This is a genomic window from Shinella sp. M31 (genome assembly GCF_049199205.1).
Classification (GTDB): domain Bacteria; phylum Pseudomonadota; class Alphaproteobacteria; order Rhizobiales; family Rhizobiaceae; genus Shinella.
Genome location: NZ_JBLZPH010000025.1, coordinates 4487 through 19774 on the forward strand (window position 1 = coordinate 4487; position 15288 = coordinate 19774).

At 63.2% G+C, this 15288-nt stretch carries 17 protein-coding genes; 3 read left to right on the plus strand and 14 right to left on the minus strand.

Features of this window, described 5'->3' with window-relative positions; translation table 11 throughout:
• Window positions 1–45: 45 nt before the first annotated feature.
• The 3 genes from ACOZKU_RS04425 to glf are packed head-to-tail and all read left to right on the plus strand — an operon-like array spanning window position 46 to window position 4626.
• The gene (locus ACOZKU_RS04425; RefSeq protein WP_421577836.1) at window positions 46–2091 is read left to right on the plus strand and encodes a glycosyl transferase; all 2046 of its coding nucleotides are present in this window, start codon (window positions 46–48) and stop codon (window positions 2089–2091) included.
• A 52-nt stretch (window positions 2092–2143) separates the two neighbouring features.
• Entirely contained in the window at window positions 2144–3430 is a 1287-nt protein-coding gene (locus ACOZKU_RS04430) for a hypothetical protein (protein ID WP_421577837.1), read from the plus strand.
• Between the two features lie 38 nt (window positions 3431–3468).
• Window positions 3469–4626 carry a UDP-galactopyranose mutase gene (gene glf / locus ACOZKU_RS04435; RefSeq protein WP_421577838.1) on the plus strand — a complete coding sequence of 386 codons (1158 nt, stop codon included), beginning with the start codon at window positions 3469–3471 and terminating at the stop codon, window positions 4624–4626.
• 67 nt (window positions 4627–4693) lie between these two features.
• Here the strand turns inward: glf and ACOZKU_RS04440 are convergent, their stop codons facing one another.
• From ACOZKU_RS04440 to fliI, 14 genes are all read right to left on the minus strand, one after another.
• Window positions 4694–5659 carry a flagellin gene (locus tag ACOZKU_RS04440; RefSeq protein WP_314092662.1) on the minus strand — a complete coding sequence of 322 codons (966 nt, stop codon included), beginning with the start codon at window positions 5657–5659 and terminating at the stop codon, window positions 4694–4696.
• Window positions 5660–5913: 254 nt separating this feature from the next.
• The gene (locus ACOZKU_RS04445) at window positions 5914–6798 is read right to left on the minus strand and encodes a flagellin (RefSeq protein ID WP_117368195.1); all 885 of its coding nucleotides are present in this window, start codon (window positions 6796–6798) and stop codon (window positions 5914–5916) included.
• 236 nt (window positions 6799–7034) lie between these two features.
• Window positions 7035–7781 (minus strand): flagellar type III secretion system pore protein FliP, encoded by a 747-nt coding sequence (fliP, locus tag ACOZKU_RS04450; RefSeq protein ID WP_421577839.1) that lies wholly within the window; start codon window positions 7779–7781, stop codon window positions 7035–7037.
• Window positions 7778–8305, minus strand: a complete 528-nt coding sequence (locus ACOZKU_RS04455) for a flagellar basal body-associated FliL family protein (RefSeq protein WP_421577840.1) — start codon at window positions 8303–8305, stop codon at window positions 7778–7780. The genes fliP and ACOZKU_RS04455 overlap by 4 nt, the downstream gene beginning before the upstream one ends.
• 33 nt (window positions 8306–8338) lie before the next feature.
• Window positions 8339–9049 (minus strand): flagellar basal body L-ring protein FlgH, encoded by a 711-nt coding sequence (flgH, locus tag ACOZKU_RS04460; protein ID WP_314092652.1) that lies wholly within the window; start codon window positions 9047–9049, stop codon window positions 8339–8341.
• Window positions 9046–9576 (minus strand): MotE family protein, encoded by a 531-nt coding sequence (locus ACOZKU_RS04465; protein ID WP_421577841.1) that lies wholly within the window; start codon window positions 9574–9576, stop codon window positions 9046–9048. Before ACOZKU_RS04465 ends, flgH begins: the two co-directional genes overlap by 4 nt.
• On the minus strand, window positions 9573–10682 hold the full coding sequence (locus ACOZKU_RS04470) for a flagellar basal body P-ring protein FlgI (protein ID WP_421577860.1): 1110 nt from the start codon (window positions 10680–10682) through the stop codon (window positions 9573–9575). The genes ACOZKU_RS04465 and ACOZKU_RS04470 overlap by 4 nt, the downstream gene beginning before the upstream one ends.
• Entirely contained in the window at window positions 10682–11191 is a 510-nt protein-coding gene (gene flgA / locus ACOZKU_RS04475; protein WP_421577842.1) for a flagellar basal body P-ring formation chaperone FlgA, read from the minus strand. The genes ACOZKU_RS04470 and flgA overlap by 1 nt, the downstream gene beginning before the upstream one ends.
• 23 nt (window positions 11192–11214) lie before the next feature.
• The gene (gene flgG / locus ACOZKU_RS04480; protein WP_314092645.1) at window positions 11215–11997 is read right to left on the minus strand and encodes a flagellar basal-body rod protein FlgG; all 783 of its coding nucleotides are present in this window, start codon (window positions 11995–11997) and stop codon (window positions 11215–11217) included.
• Window positions 11998–12006: 9 nt separating this feature from the next.
• Complete coding sequence (locus ACOZKU_RS04485; protein ID WP_117368181.1) at window positions 12007–12336, minus strand: flagellar hook-basal body complex protein FliE; 330 nt, start codon at window positions 12334–12336, stop codon at window positions 12007–12009.
• Window positions 12333–12752 carry a flagellar basal body rod protein FlgC gene (flgC, locus tag ACOZKU_RS04490; RefSeq protein ID WP_313523566.1) on the minus strand — a complete coding sequence of 140 codons (420 nt, stop codon included), beginning with the start codon at window positions 12750–12752 and terminating at the stop codon, window positions 12333–12335. The genes ACOZKU_RS04485 and flgC overlap by 4 nt, the downstream gene beginning before the upstream one ends.
• 3 nt (window positions 12753–12755) lie before the next feature.
• Window positions 12756–13136, minus strand: coding sequence for a flagellar basal body rod protein FlgB (gene flgB / locus ACOZKU_RS04495; RefSeq protein WP_117368463.1), 381 nt, complete (start codon window positions 13134–13136; stop codon window positions 12756–12758).
• A gap of 196 nt (window positions 13137–13332) precedes the next feature.
• Window positions 13333–13899: a flagellar protein gene (locus ACOZKU_RS04500; RefSeq protein ID WP_421577843.1), complete on the minus strand. Its 567-nt coding sequence runs from the start codon at window positions 13897–13899 to the stop codon at window positions 13333–13335.
• On the minus strand, window positions 13896–15251 hold the full coding sequence (fliI, locus tag ACOZKU_RS04505) for a flagellar protein export ATPase FliI (protein WP_421577861.1): 1356 nt from the start codon (window positions 15249–15251) through the stop codon (window positions 13896–13898). The genes ACOZKU_RS04500 and fliI overlap by 4 nt, the downstream gene beginning before the upstream one ends.
• Between the last annotated feature and the right edge of the window lie 37 nt (window positions 15252–15288).

Here is a 15288-nt window from a genome sequence, read left to right on the forward strand (position 1 = left end):
TCGTTCAACCGCCCGGCCGAAAGGCCGCCTTGCCGCAGGATGGCCATGACTGTCAGCACCCCCATCGTTCCCGATCCGAACGCAACGCTCGCCAACGTTCTCGGCCGCGCCCGCACCCAGCAGCTTTCGCTTGCCGAACTCTTCCAGATGGCCGAGGGGCTGTCGGCCGCCGGGCAGGCGCCGCAGGCCATCGAGCTCTACAAGACGTGGATCGCCTTCAACGATAGCAACCCGCTGCTGCACCTCGCCTATTTCAACTATGCCGTCTCGCTTTCGAAGTCCGGCGACATCTCCGGCACGCTGAACGCGCTGCGCGCCGCGCTGAAGATCAATCCGGATTTCGGCCAGGCGCATGTCAATCTCGGCCGTACGCTCGAGGATTGCGGCCTGACCGGCCAGGCCGTGCTGCAATGGCGCAGCTATGTCGATACGACCAGCGACGTCACGCCCGACCGCATCAATCATCGCCATCTCGTGCTCCAGCATATCGGCCGCGTTCTCGAAGGCGCCGGCAAGCTGGAGGAAGCGGAAGCGGCCCTCTGGCAGGCGATGGAGCTGCAGCCGCACCGCACCGAAGCCGCGCAGCACTGGATTTCGCTGCGCATGCGCCAGGTCAAGTGGCCGGTCATCACGCCCAACATTCACATTTCGAGCCGGCAATTCATGGACGCCATGTCCTCCATGACGATCGCCTGCTACGCCGACGACCCGCTGTTCCAGCTCGCCAAGGCGCATCGCTACTGCACCGCCACCGTCGGCCGTCCGGATACGCGCGGCTTCGTGCGCAAGCCGGTCCGTCAGAAATCCGGCACCGGCCAGCGCCTGCGCATCGGCTATGTCTCCTCGGACCTGCGCCAGCACGCCGTCGGCTTCGCGCTCAGCGAAGTGCTGGAGCTGCATGACAAGTCTCAGGTCGAGATCTTCGCCTATTATTGCGGCGATCCGGCTCCGATCGATCACACCCAGGCCCGCATCAAGCAGGCCGTCGATCATTGGCGCGACATCACCAAGATGAGCGATATCGATGCGGCCCGCCAGATCGTCGCCGACGAGATCGACGTGCTCATCGACGTCAACGGCTACACCAAACATGCCCGCACGAAAATCTTCGCGCACCGGCCCGCGCCCGTGATCGTGAATTTCTGCGGCTATCCCGGTTCGATGGCGAGCCCATACCACCAGTACATGATCGCCGACGACTATATCGTGCCGCGGGAAAACGAGCTTTATTATACGGAAAAGGTCCTGCGCATCCCTTGCAACCAGCCGGTGGACCGCAAGCGCACTGTCAATGCGCTCCCGACGCGCGCCTCCGTCGGCCTACCGGAAGACGCCTTCGTCTTCGCAAGCTTCAACGGCATGCAGAAGATCTCGGCGTCCTGCTTCTCGCGCTGGATGGCGATCCTGCTTGCGACCCCCGGCAGCGTTCTCTGGCTGCTCGTCGGCGACGACAGCGTCAACGAGCGTGTCAAGCAGATGGCCCAGCAGGCCGGCGTCTCGCCCGACCGGCTGATCTTCGCCGGCAAGGTGCAGAACCCGGATCATCTGGCCCGCATCGGACTTGCCAATCTGTTCCTTGACACTTTCCCCTATGGCGCGCATTCGACCGCCGCCGACGCGATCACGCAGGGGCTTCCCGTCTTGACCGTGCCGGGCAAGAGCTTCGCCTCGCGCTTCTGCGCCAGCATCGTCTCGGCCGCCGGCGTTCCGGAGCTGATCTGCACCGGGCCGGAAGACTATGTCGGCAAGGCGATCGCCTTCGCCAAGAACCCGGAAAGCCTCGTCGCGATCCGCCAGTCCTTGCAGGACCAGCGCGAGACCTGTGCGCTGCGCGACATGGATCGCCTCGTGCGCCGTCTGGAAGAGCTGTTCTGGCAGATGCAGGGCGAGGCCGAGCGCGGCGAAACGCCCGTGCCGGACCTGCGCAACCTCAACGTCTATTACGAGGTCGGCGCCGAGCTTGCCGCTGCCGGCATCGAATTCGAAAGCGAACAGGCCTACCGGCAGCGCTACCTCGACCAGCTCAAGCTGATGGACGAACACGCGCCGCTGACGCCCGACGCCCGCCTTTGGAAGGATCTTGCCGGCTGAGTGCCGGCAGACCCGATTTGAAACACGAACCGCTCTGAACGACGAGGATCGCATGACCCCAGTTATCCTGGTGACCTTTGCCGGACGGCAGACGAGGATGGAAATCCTCACGCAATACATTCGCCGTGTGCTGGACCTCGGGATCATCGACGAGTGGCACATCTGGGACTTCACCCGCTCAGCCGACGACCATGCCTGGGTGACGCGCGAATTCGGTCCCGCCCGTTATATGGGCTCCAAGGTGCCCTATCAGGACGCCGGCACCGTCTCGCCGAGCGCCTCGTTCCGCACCAGCGCCCGCATCCGTCACGACCTGCACATCGCCGTCATCCCGAATGATCGCCCGCACGACTGCTACGAGATCGCGGTCGGTGGCTGGAAGAATACGCATTCGGTGCTGCGCAAGATCGGCCGCGACCAGCTTGCGCATTTCGACCGCGGCAATGAGCAGACGCTCTGGAGCCAACCGACGCCCGGCATCCTCTCGCCCGGCCGTCCCAACGACGTCACACTTTCAGTCGATGCGGCCGGCGCGCCGATCCTGCGCATCAACGACGTGACGATCGGCACCTGGCCGGAGATCAACCTTTCGGCCGGCGCCACGGTGCAAATCCGCGGCGGCTGGGGTGCGGATCTCGAACGCTGCGATGTCGATGCGCGCACGCGGCGCTATATCGGCAATCCGAACGAGCAACTGCCCTACTACCAGGCCTATGACTATTACGCGACGCGCTTCGAGGACTTCAAGGACGCCGTCTTCCTGAAATGCGACGACGACATCGTCTATGTCGATATCGACAAGCTCGACGGCTACATCCAGTTCCGCCGCGCCAACCCGCACTACTTCATCGTCTCGGCCAATGTCGTGAACAACGGCGTGTGCGCCTATCTCCAGCAAGCGGCGGGCTCCATCCCGACCTCGGTCGGCGAGTTCGAGCACCCGCCGGGCGGTTTCGGCGGCACGCTCTGGGAGAGCGCCGAGCGGGCAGCCAGGCTGCACGGCTATTTCCTGGGCGAAGACGGCCGCACACTGCCCCTCCCCCAGCCGTCCGTCGACTGGACCGAGCGGCAGTCGATCAACTTCATCGCCTGGCTCGGCCGCGACCTTCTGCACATGGCGCTGCCGCAGGGCGACGACGAACATGCGCTCACCATCGGCGTGCCGACCTTCCTCGGCCGCCCCTCGGCGATCTATTCCGATTTCACCGTCAGCCATCTGAGCTTCGGCCCGCAGGAGCGCGGCTGGGATCCGACGCCGCTCATCAAGGCGTATGAAGCCCTGATGCGCTCGCGCCTCTTCCCGGAAACCGAAAAGCCGGTGCTGCGCGCGGCCGGCTAAGCGGCGGCCGGACAGAACATTTCGCAGGGTGGAATAGAATGAGCGTGAAAGAAAAAATCCTCATCGTCGGCGCCGGGCTTTCCGGCGCCGTCATCGGCCGGGAACTCGCGCAGGAAGGCTACAAGGTCGACATCCTCGACGCGCGCAACCATATCGGCGGCAATTGCCATACGGTGCGCGACGAGGCGACCGGCGTGATGGTGCATATCTACGGCCCGCACATCTTCCATACCGACGATGCCGAGGTCTGGGACTATGTGAACGGTTTCACGACCTTTATGCCCTACAAGAACCGGGTGAAGACGACGAGCGGTGGCCAAGTCTTCTCGCTGCCCGTCAACCTGCACACGATCAACCAATTCTTCGGCAAGACGTTCCGGCCCGACGAGGCCCGCGTCTTCCTCGAGGAGCAAGCCGACAAGACGATCTCGGATCCGCAGACCTTCGAGGAGCAGGCGCTGCGCTTCGTCGGCAACGATCTCTACGAAGCCTTCTTCAAGGGCTACACCCAGAAGCAATGGGGCTGCTCGCCAACCGAGCTTCCGGCCTCGATCCTGAAGCGCCTGCCGGTGCGGTTCAACTACGACGACAACTATTTCTTCCATAAGTTCCAGGGCATGCCGGCAAACGGCTATACCGAGATGATCGAAGGCATTCTCGACCATCCCGACATCCATATTTCGCTGGAGACGAGCTTCCGGCGCGACCAGGCGGCGGGCTATGCACACGTCTTCTATTCCGGCCCGCTCGATGGCTATTTCGACTACGAGCTCGGCCGGCTGGGCTATCGCACGCTGGATTTCGAGCGTTTCACCTATGATGGCGACTATCAGGGCTGCGCGGTGATGAACTACGGCGACGTCGCCGTGCCCTATACGCGTATCACCGAGCACAAGCACTTCTCGCCGTGGGAAGAGCATGAGGGTTCGGTCTGCTACCGCGAATTTTCGCGCGCCTGCGGCCCCGACGATATTCCTTACTATCCGATCCGCCTCGTCGAGGAGAAGGCGCAGCTGGCCGACTATATCGCCCGAGCCGAGCAGGAAACGGGCGTCACCTTTGTCGGGCGCCTCGGAACCTACCGTTACCTCGACATGGACGTGACCATCCGCGAAGCGCTCGATACCGCACGGCTCTATCTCGCCCGCAGGGACGAGGGCGCCGCCATGTCGACCTTCCTGCATGCGCCGCTCTAAAAACACGAAGGCCCCGGATAACCGGGGCCTTGCGAGATCTTCGAAGGATTTGAACCGCGTCTGCCGATTAACGGAAGAGGGTGAGGATGCCTTCGGCCGAGGAGTTGGCGATCGAGAGTGCCTGGATGCCCAGCTGCTGCTGCGTCTGGAGAGCCTTGAGGCGGGTCGATTCTTCGTTCATGTCGGCATCGACGAGGCGGCCGATACCGCTGTCGATGGCGTCGCTCAGCTTGGAAGCGAAGTCTTCCTGCAGGTCGATGCGCATGGAGATCGAGCCGAGCTGCGAAGCAGCCTTCGTCATGCCCTGGATGGCGGCTTCCGTCAGGTTCAGCGCTTCGCCCATTTCGGCGTCGGTGAAGGCCGAGATGTCGAGCGTTACGACCGTGTCGGTGATCGTGTAGGTGTTGCTCGTCCCGTCGATGTCGTCACCGGCCGAGCCGAGGATACCGCCGACGCTCTGCGTGTAGTCGTCCGTGTCAACGGTGCCGAACAGAACGTTCTGTGAGTCAGCGGTCAGTTCGTCGAGCGTATAGGTGGTGGTGTTGACCTTGACGGTGCCCGAAGCGTCGCGGACGAAGCCCGAAACGATCGTCTTGTCGGCAACGGCGTCGGCGGCGGTGCTGTCGAAGACGAGCCAGTTCTGGCCGTTGAAGGCAGCGCCCGAGGCGATCGAAACCAGCTGCTGCTGGAGCTGCTTGATTTCTTCCTGAACCTTGGCCTTGTCGACGCCCTGTTCGGTCGCCGCCGTAACCTTCTTCTTCATTTCCTTCACGACGTCGATGGCGGCGTTCATACCGGCATAGGCGGTGTCGACCTTGGCGGCGCCGAGGCCGAGGGCGTCCTGAACAGCCGAGAGGGCCATGTTGTCGGAGCGCATGGTGGTCGCGATCGACCAGTAGGCAGCGTTGTCTGCGGCTTCACCGACGCGCATGCCGGAGGAGACGCGACCCTGCGTCGTTTCCATGTCCGCGCCGATCGAGCGAAGGGTGTTGAGAGCGGACATTGCCGCGACGTTGGTCAGAATGCTGGTCATGTGATGCGTGCCCCTTGAATGGCTGACTGAGGAGGGCATTCCGGATGTTACCGGTAAACGGTGGTCAGCATCATGCCTGCTAACCGGTTAAGTTTCTTGGTTAACCCACCGTTTCGATGGGCTTAGAAAACCGCAATAAGGTTAAGGAATTCTTTAACGCGAAAGAAAAACGAAAAAAGGCCGCGCCCGTTTCCGGACGCGGCCTTTTTGTAGGATCTGGCGGGGTCAGCCTTCCCGCCGTCTCCCGTCCGTTATTAACGGAACAGCGAGAGGATGTTCTGCGAGTTGGAGTTCGCGATCGACAGCGACTGGATGGCGAGCTGCTGCTGGGTCTGCAGGGCCTTCAGGCGGGTCGATTCCTCGTTCATGTCGGCGTCGACGAGACGGCCTACACCCTTGTCGAGGGCGTCGGAGAGCTTGTTTGCGAAGTCTTCCTGCAGGCCGATACGCATGGAGAGCGAACCAAGGTTCGAACCGACCGTCGTGAGGTTCGTCAGCGCGGTTTCGATCGTGTCGAGGTGACCGGCCACTTCGTCGTCGGTCGTGGCGTCCGTCAGCTCGATGGCGAGCGTGTCTGCCAGGTAGCCCGAGCTGTCGTCAACTTCGCCGGTGGACGGATCATAGGCGCCGAACAGGGCATTTGCAGCCGAGTCGTAGCTTGCCGTCGTGACCTTGACCGTGCCGTCGTCGCCGCGCACGAAGCCGGTGACAACCGTGCTGTCTGCACTGCCGCCGGCCAGCCAGTTTTCGCCGTTGAACGTCGCCGAAGCGCCGATGCTCTTCAGCTGGTCCTGGAGCTGCTTGATTTCTTCCTGGACCTTGGTCTTGTCAACGCCCTGTTCGGTTGCGGTAACGAGCTTCTGCTTGATCGTCTTAACGACGTCGATGGCAGCTTCGACACCGCTGTAGGCGACGTCGACCTTTGCGGCGCCGAGGCCAAGCGCGTCCTGAACAGCCGAGATGGCTGCATTGTCAGCGCGCATGGTGGTCGCGATCGACCAGTAGGCAGCGTTGTCCTTGGCCGCGCCAACGCGCTCGCCGGACGAAATGCGGCCCTGCGTCGTTTCCATGTCGTTGTTGATCGTGCGCAGCGTCTGGAGGGCTGCCATTGCAGAAGTGTTGGTGAGAATGCTCGACATTCTAGTTGTCCCTTTGAACGAAATACTGGTGGGGACATACCGGACTGAAAACTTACCGGTTACGGCGGTTCGGCTTCATGCCAACTCGGTTTCTCCAGACATCCAGAGGGATACCAAACCCGTCGTGTGATGCCAAACTCGCAGCCAATCCTTGCCAACTCCTTAAACCGGCAAAGGGCCGTCAACCCGTTGAAAAACAGGGTTAATAGCGGGTGAGAATGTATGGTTAAGAAGGTCTAATTGAAGGATCGGACAAGGCTGCCGACAAGCAGATTCCAGCCGTCGATCAACACGAAGAACAGGATCTTGAAGGGCAGCGAAATCGATGTGGGCGGCAGCATCATCATGCCCATGGCCATGGTGATGGTGGCGACGATCATATCGATGACGAGGAAAGGCAGGACGACTAGGAAGCCGATCTCGAAGCCGCGCCGGATTTCCGAGATCATGAAGGCCGGGATGACCACACGCAGGTCGGCGACGTTGTTCTCGACAACCGTCTGGCCGCGCTCTTCGGCAAGCGAGATGAAAAGCTCGATGTCCTTGTCGCGGGTGTTAGCAACCATGAAGTCGCGGAACGGTTCGGCTATTCGCTTGGCGGCCTCGGTCTCGTCGATCTGGTTGGCGATGAGCGGCTCGACGCCGTTCTGCCAGGCCCGGTCGAAGGTCGGCGCCATGACGTAGAAAGTCATGAACAGCGCCAGCGACACGAGAATCATGTTGGACGGCGTCGTCGCCAGGCCCATGCCGGAACGCAGGATCGAGAAGGCGATGACGAAGCGCGGAAAGCTCGTCACCATGATCAGGATGCCGGGGGCAACCGAAAGGATCGTGAGCAGCCCGAAGGTTCGAATGATCCAGGAGGCAACGGAGCCGTCGACGGGCGCATTGAAAATATTGCCCGGCAGCTGCAACTGCTGCTGGGCATACGCCATGCCGGTCATCGCCATGATGGCGACGAAGGTCAGAAAGGCTCGAATCATTCGATCACAAAGGTCCGGAACATGACGTTGGTTACGCGCCCTTCGGACCGGAGGTCAACCCGCTCCTGCAGGTCGTCCCGTAGATATTGGAAACCGCGCGGCCCCTGCACCTGCTGGAGCGTCACCGTGCGCATATAGGCCATGATGTCCTGATGGATTTCTTCGGCGATCTTGACGTCGGTGGCCCCCTTGAACATCAGGGCGACTTCGAGCCGGATGCGGTTTTCCGAGGGATACGCCAGATTGCTGGTGATCGGATCGAGCAGCACGATGCCGTTTGCCGGTGTCGAGATATGCGCGACCTCCTCGCCGGCCGCCGCGCCCTTGCCGCCCTCACCATGCCCGCCTGCGGCAGGCTCGGCCTTTGCCACGTCCTCAGCCGGCTTTTCAGCCGGTGGCGGTGCAAGCATGTTGCCCACAACCCATCCACCGCCGCCGGCAAGCAGCGTCAGGACGGCGATGATCGCGATGGTGATGACGATCGACGGCTTCTTCTCAGCGACGACCTGTTCTTCTTCCGCCATGTCTTTCTTCCCGGTTGACTGGGCCTGTCCGCGTCAGAGCGGCGAGAACAGGTCGACGGCCTGCTGACCCCATGGCGGCTGCTGCACTTCCGTCAGGCGGCCGCGGCCGCCGTAGGAGATGCGGGCTTCCGCGATCTTCTCGTAGGAGATCTGGTTGTTGGAATCGACATCCTGCGGCCGCACGATGCCGGCGACGTTGAGAATGCGAAGCTCGTGGTTGACGCGCACTTCCTGCGAGCCGCTGATCAGAAGGTTGCCGTTCTCGATGACGCCGGTGACGACAGCGGCGACGAGGAGGTTCAGCTTCTCCGCGCGCGCCGTGGAGCCGTCGCCCTTGGTACTGGTCGAGGAGCCGTAGGTCAGGTCGCCCTTGCCTGCGACGTCAGGCAGGTCGCCGCTCATGCCGATGCCGAGGTTCATGCCGCTCTTGTTGGTGCGCGACCGGTCCGTTTTGTTGTCGAAGCTCGCCCGGTCGTTGACGCGGATATTGACCGTCATGATGTCGCCGACCTTGAAGGCGCGCGAATCCTTGAACAGCGCCGACTGCTGGTCGCTCCAGATCGAGTAGCCTGCAACCGCCGTGCGGGGCTGTTTCGGATAGGCTGCCATCTGCGGCGTTTCGGCATAGTTGAGGCCGCTGCCGATCGGACTCATCGCCGGCGCCTTGCCGATCTCGTTGAGGGCCTGGCTGGAGCAGCTCGACAATGCCAGCGCGACGGCGAGTGCAGAGGCGGTCTTCTTCATGACGGGTCCTTTGAGGTTTTCGCATCGCCCGCGACCGCGATGATGCGGGTGAGCAGCGCGGCCTTGGCGGCCGGCATTTCACCGAGAATGGTGCTCGACTGGCGCGGCGGCAGCTTCATGACGATCGCAGACGCAATTTCCGGATTGAGCTCCGCAAGCTGCGCGGCGGCGGCATCCGGCTTCATCTTCCGGTAGATTTCGACCAGTCCGCCCTCGGCCTGCTTCAGGAAAGCGTTGCGGCGGGCCAGCCAGTCCTCGTATTCCGCACGGCGCGCCTCGAGCGTCTTGATACGCTCGTCGACATCCTTCTGGAGGTTTTCCAGTTCCTGCTTCTGCAGCAGGTAGCGCTGGTCGCGCGCGGCGTCCGCAATGTTGGTGCAGAACTCCCGTATTTCGTCGGCGCTCGCATTGGTGGTCGTGATGACCGGGCGCTCCTCGGCGAAAGCGCCGGGAATGGCCATCATCACGAAGCCGGCGAGCGGCAAGGCGAGCCTGCGGGCAAGGGTGGAGAGGGTGGTGTTCGTCATTGCAGCACCAGTTCTGCCTGGAGGGCGCCCGCGGTCTTGATGCTCTGCAGGATCGAAATGATGCCGTCAGGCTTGACGCCGATGCTGTTCAGCCCCGCCACCAGCGAGCGCAGGCTGGAGCCGTCGAGCAGGGCGACATTGCCACCATTCTGCTGAACGAGGATGTCGGTGTTCGGCTCGACCGCCGTCACGCCCCTGGAGAAGGGTTCGGGCTGCACGACCTTTGGCATCTCGGTGATCTGCACGGTCAAGGTTCCGTAACTGACAGCGACCGGTGAAATGCGCACGTCCTGACCGATGACGATCGTGCCCGTGCGTTCGTTGATCACGACGCGCGCCGGCACGTCGGTCTCGATGACGAGATTTTCGATATCGGCCATCAAACGAGCCAGATCGGCCATCTTGGGCTTGGCGATATAGACCGACTGAGAATCGCGCGATTCGGCGATCGGATTGCCGTATTGCGCGGCTGCATAGCGGTTGATGGCATCGGCCATGCCGACCGAGGTGGAGAAGTCCGGATTGCGAAGCTGCAGCACGAGATCGGACGAATCCTTGAAGCGCGACGGGAGTTCGCGCTCGATGATCGCGCCGTTCGGCACGCGGCCGGCGGTCGTCACACCCTGCTGGACACTGGCTGCATCGCCGCTGGCGCTGATGCCGGTCACGACGATCGAGCCTTGCGCAACCGCGTAGATTTGGCCGTCGGCGCCCGACAGCGACGTCATGACGAGCGTGCCGCCGCGCAGCGAGGCCGCGTCGCCCAGCGAACCGACCGTCACGTCGATGCGGCTGCCGGGACTGGCGAAGGGCGGCAGGTTGGCGGTGACGAGCACGGCCGCGATGTTCTTGGCGCGCGTCTGCGTGCCGACCATGGAGATGCCGAGGTTCTGCAGCATCGCGCGCATGGACTGCTCGGTAAACGGCGACGAACGCATGCTGTCGCCGGTGCCCTGAAGGCCGACGACGAGGCCGTAGCCGATCAACTGGTTGTCACGGCCGGCCTGGAGCGAGGCGACATCCTTGATGCGGGCGGCCGGAAGGGCCGGGCCTGCGGCAAGCATGATGCACGCAAGGGCGGCAACGACGCGGAAGAAAAGCTCAATCATCGTGCCACCACATGTACGGTTCCGTCTTCCATGACCGTGCCGGAGACGATCACGCCGGAATCCTTGTTGCGAACCTTGATCAGTTCGCCGACGGCGGCATCCTGAAGCGGCGTGCCGGCAGCACGCAGCATCAGCGACCCATTGTCGAACACGAGCTGGACGGTGGTGCCGCGGGAAACGGCGAAGGGCTCACGCAGCGCCGAGACAAGGATGACGCGGCCCGCAAGCAGGGTTCGCTTCGTGATGAGGCCATCGACCTGACCGATGCTTTCGGCATAGCCCTTGACGATGTTCGGGTTAGTGACCTCGACCTCTTCGAGCTGCCCCGCCTGGACTTCCTCGCCGGGATAGATCGTCCGCTTGGGCACGACGGCCATGCGGGTATCGGCAAGGGCCGCGTCGGCTGCGAAAAGACCGGCGAGCACGGCGCACGCGGCGAGTGCCGCGCGGCGCGAGGCCGAAAGGGTCTTTGCTCTGCGAAGGGCTGCTATCAGGCGAAACATCATGTTCCCCGCGTGTCTGTCGGTTGTTATCTCAGGTTCTTGCTGACCACGGCCGCCATTTCGTCGGCTGCCTGGATGATCTTGGAGTTCATCTCGTAGGCGCGCTGGGCCGAGATCAGGTCGGTGATTTCCTTGACCGGATCGACGTTGGAGGCTTCGAGGTAGTTCTGCTGGATATAGGCGAAGCCCGCTTCGTCAGGTGCGCCGACATTGGCCGGACCCGAAGCTGCGGTCTCGCGATAGAGGTTTTCACCGAGCGGCTCGAGGCCGGCCTCGTTGACGAAGTTCGCCAGCGTGATCTGGCCGAGTTCCTGCTGCTGGCCGCCGACCGTCGCATAGACCTGGCCGGACTTGCTGACGGTGACTTCGGTGGCATCCTGCGGCACCGTGATGCCCGGCACGACCGTGTAGCCGTCGAGCGTCACCAGCTGGCCGTCGGCATTGGTGTTGAACGCGCCGGCGCGGGTGTAGAGCGTGGAGCCATCGGGCGCCTCGATCTGGAACCAACCGCGGCCGATCAGCGCCATGTCGAAGGAGTTGCCCGTCGAGACGAGGCCGCCCTGCAGATGCAGGTTGCGCACGGCAGCGGTCTTGACGCCGAGACCGATGATGGCGCCTTCCGGCACCACGGCCTGGTTGGCGCGGTTCGGCACGCCGGCGGCGCGCTCGGTCTGGTAGAGAAGGTCGGAGAACTCGGCGCGGGCGCGCTTGAAGCCGGTCGTGTTGATGTTGGCGATGTTGTTCGCGATGACTTCGAGGTTGGTCTGCTGCGCGTTCATGCCGGTGGCGGCAATAGCAAGGGCTTTCATGTCCGGTCCTCAGATCTGCATTCTTGCGACTTCGAGATAGGCGGTGACGACCTTGTCGCGAATGGCGATGGCGGTCTGCAGCGTCTGCTCGGCGTTCATGACGGCGTCGACGACTTCGCGGGTCGTCGCCTTGCCCTGGATGGCTTCGAAGGACTTGGTTTCACCAAGCTTCAGTGTGTTGGTCATTTCGGTGGCCATGTCGCCCATCACCTGGGCGAAGCTCATGCCGGTACCGGTTCCCTGCGCAGCGGCAGCCGAAACGCTGCTGGAGGTCTCGTTGACGCCCGAAAGGCCATGGGTGGAGAAGAGCGATTTGACGCCCGTTACGCTATCGATCATTGCGAGGCCCTCAGGAGGTCGATGGTCGCGGAGATCAGGTCGCGCGACTGCTTGATGCTCTGCAGGTTGGCTTCATAGGAGCGGTTGGCTTCCCGCATGTCGGCCATTTCGACCAGCATGTTGACGTTCGGCATCTTGACGATGCCCTTTTCGTCGGCGGCGGGGTTGCCCGGGTCGTATTCGGTCGAGAAATCGCCTTCGTCCTCGCCGAGACGTTCGACCTGGACCAGCGAAGCGCCGGTTGCCCGGTCGAGCTCGGAAGCGAAGGTCACGGTCTTGCGGCGGAAGGGATCGGCACCGGGGGTGTCGCCCGTCGAGCGGGCGTTGGCCAGGTTTTCCGAAACGATGCGAATACGGGTTGATTGCGCCTCAAGTCCCGAGGCCGCGACTTTCAGTGAAGCTACGAGCGGATCCATTTTTTACCTTCTGACTGTCATCAGCATCATGCGATGAAAGGCCTTGACGAGGCCGGCATTCAACTCAAAGTCACGCTTGACCTGACCCTCTTTCATGAGTTCCTCGGCAATACCGACCGTGTTGCCGGATTCCTGCACGCCGATCTCTTCGGTGGGTTTGGTCTCGATGACGCGGCTTGCCATTTCGGTTTCGGTGAAATGGCCCGGCTGCGTCGCCGCCATGCGAATGCCCGTCGTCTCGAGCACCGCCTGAAAGGGAGTTACGTCCTTCGCCTTGAACCCGGGGGTGTTGGCGTTGGCGAGATTGCCTGCAACCACACTCTGGCGGACCGAAAGCCAATCGGCTTGTTTCGTGGCCAGTTCAAACAGTTGTATCGGTTGCATGACAAGCTCCATCCTTGTTCGAGGCGAACCTATGGAGCCAATCTTGCGTCAGACTTGCACCGCTGCGGGTGAGCTACAAGTGCCTGTATTTCCGGGATTATAAATGCTCGAGCCGCAGTCATCGCGGCGAGCGGGCGGATAGTCCGGACAAGCCAGGACCGCCGAATCGGTCGCGGGGCGCAACACCCCGCATCCGTTAGTTGCGCTTGATGACGTCGCCGTTGGACGTCACGATGACCCAGGCGCCGTCCCGCTGCTCCAGCGTCGCAAGGCGGCTGTTGTCGGGCAGGACCGAGCCGACGCGCACGATATACATGCCGCGCGCGTCCTCGATCAGCGCCCGGCCGTTTGCCACATGCATCAGCCGGAAACCGGTGCTGGCCGGCAGCGGCTGGTCAAGACCGTTGTCGAGGGGCGCCCCGAGCTTTGTCTCGTTGCCTTCGTCCGTGGCGCTGGCGGTCGCGACCGGGTCGAGGTTCGCACCGGGCCCCGAATCCTGGTCGTCGTCGACCATGGCGGCCGGCGAGACGCTGACCACCTGTTTGGGGCCGGTTTCGGGCAAGTCGCGGGTCGTGCCGTCCCAAAGGTTGGGCACGGAGAATTTTTCCGGATTGAGGAAGACGTACCAGGGGAAAAAGGCGGCCATCGCCGCGAGCAGCACGCCCGTCCCGGCCAGCAGCTTGTCACCGGTGCTGTAGCCGCGCCGTCCCGACCGCTTGAGCGGCTGCACTGCCTCGTCCGCATCGAAATCCGTCACTGTCATCCCCTTCGCATGCCCGGCGCACCGCCCTGCCCGGCCGCGTTCTTCAGCGCCATGGCAAGATCGGAGAACGAATCGGCGGCGGGCTTTTCACCCGGTGTCTGTTTGAGAACCTCGTAGATGATCGGCACCTGCTTGATCGCCATGTCGAGATCGGCATCGCCGCCGGGGCGGTAACCGCCGATGAGGCGCAGGTCGCGCGTTTCCTCGAAGCGGTGGATCAACGCCTTGAGGCGCGACACCAGCTTCTCCTGATCCGGCGTCCAGGCCTTGCGGGCGAGGCGCGAAATGGAGGCGAGCGGGTTGATCGGCGGATAGCGCCCCTCTTCGGCGAGGCTACGCTCCATGACGATATGGCCGTCGAGAATGCCGCGCGTCGAGTCGGCGATCGGGTCGTTGTGGTTGTCTCCGTCGACAAGGATCGAGATGATCGCCGTGATGCTGCCAGTGCCCTCGGCGCCGGGACCGGCGCGCTCCAGAAGGCGCGGCAATTCGGTGAACACCGAGGCCGGGTAGCCGCGGGCAATCGGCGGCTCGCCGGCAGCGGTCGCCACTTCGCGGATGGCATGGGCAAAGCGCGTCACGCTGTCGATGATGAGCAGAACGTTGTCACCCTGGTCGCGATAGTGCTCGGCGATCGTCACGGCGGTCAGCGGCGCCATCTTGCGCAGCATCGGGCTCTCGTCGCTGGTGGCGACGACGGCGACGGATTTCGCCAGGTTGTCGCCGAGCGTGTCCTCGATGAATTCGCGCACTTCACGGCCGCGTTCGCCGACCAGCGCGATGACGACCTTGTCGAAGGCATCGGCACGGGCGAGCATCGAGAGCAGCGTCGATTTGCCGACGCCCGAACCGGCGAAGATGCCGAGACGTTGGCCAAGGCAGAGCGGCGCGAAGATATCGATGGCGCGCACGCCGGTCGAGAACCCCTTCTCGACGCGCTTGCGCGTCATCGAGGGCGGCGCGGAATTGTAGATGGAGCGACGATCGTCGCCCTGTGTCAGCGGACCGAGCCCGTCGATCGGCTCGCCGAGCGCATTGATCGTGCGGCCGCACCAGGAGGCTGCCGGCGCGACGCGGAAGGCGCCCTTGCGGATGACCGTATCGTGGATGCTGATCGGTTCGCCCGGCTCGATCGGGCAGACGACGACGGAATCGGGCTCGACACGCACGACTTCGCCGAGATGGATGCCGGCCGGGCTTCTGTGCGCCACGAATTCGCCGAGCCGCACATGGCGCGACAGGCCGCTGACCGTGTAGTTGCCGGCCGCGATGGTCTGTACATGGCCGCCATGGACGACCGAGAATTCCGGCGAAGAATAGCGCTTCACGGCTCCGGCCAGCGCATTCAGCATGCGCCCGCCATCGGGAATGCGCCGCTCGTTGGGTCCC

Excerpts from the sequence above, each read along its gene's own strand:
- ACOZKU_RS04425 (WP_421577836.1), top strand. The coding sequence starts at position 46 with ATGACTGTCAGCACCCCCATCGTTCCCGATCCGAACGCAACGCTCGCC.
- ACOZKU_RS04430 (WP_421577837.1), top strand. The coding sequence starts at position 2,144 with ATGACCCCAGTTATCCTGGTGACCTTTGCCGGACGGCAGACGAGGATG.
- glf (WP_421577838.1), top strand. The coding sequence starts at position 3,469 with ATGAGCGTGAAAGAAAAAATCCTCATCGTCGGCGCCGGGCTTTCCGGC.
- ACOZKU_RS04440 (WP_314092662.1), bottom strand. The coding sequence starts at position 5,659 with ATGACCAGCATTCTGACCAACGTCGCGGCAATGTCCGCTCTCAACACC.
- ACOZKU_RS04445 (WP_117368195.1), bottom strand. The coding sequence starts at position 6,798 with ATGTCGAGCATTCTCACCAACACTTCTGCAATGGCAGCCCTCCAGACG.
- fliP (WP_421577839.1), bottom strand. The coding sequence starts at position 7,781 with ATGATTCGAGCCTTTCTGACCTTCGTCGCCATCATGGCGATGACCGGC.
- ACOZKU_RS04455 (WP_421577840.1), bottom strand. The coding sequence starts at position 8,305 with ATGGCGGAAGAAGAACAGGTCGTCGCTGAGAAGAAGCCGTCGATCGTC.
- flgH (WP_314092652.1), bottom strand. The coding sequence starts at position 9,049 with ATGAAGAAGACCGCCTCTGCACTCGCCGTCGCGCTGGCATTGTCGAGC.
- ACOZKU_RS04465 (WP_421577841.1), bottom strand. The coding sequence starts at position 9,576 with ATGACGAACACCACCCTCTCCACCCTTGCCCGCAGGCTCGCCTTGCCG.
- flgA (WP_421577842.1), bottom strand. The coding sequence starts at position 11,191 with ATGATGTTTCGCCTGATAGCAGCCCTTCGCAGAGCAAAGACCCTTTCG.
- flgG (WP_314092645.1), bottom strand. The coding sequence starts at position 11,997 with ATGAAAGCCCTTGCTATTGCCGCCACCGGCATGAACGCGCAGCAGACC.
- ACOZKU_RS04485 (WP_117368181.1), bottom strand. The coding sequence starts at position 12,336 with ATGATCGATAGCGTAACGGGCGTCAAATCGCTCTTCTCCACCCATGGC.
- flgC (WP_313523566.1), bottom strand. The coding sequence starts at position 12,752 with ATGGATCCGCTCGTAGCTTCACTGAAAGTCGCGGCCTCGGGACTTGAG.
- flgB (WP_117368463.1), bottom strand. The coding sequence starts at position 13,136 with ATGCAACCGATACAACTGTTTGAACTGGCCACGAAACAAGCCGATTGG.
- ACOZKU_RS04500 (WP_421577843.1), bottom strand. The coding sequence starts at position 13,899 with ATGACAGTGACGGATTTCGATGCGGACGAGGCAGTGCAGCCGCTCAAG.
- fliI (WP_421577861.1), bottom strand. The coding sequence starts at position 15,251 with ATGCTGAATGCGCTGGCCGGAGCCGTGAAGCGCTATTCTTCGCCGGAA.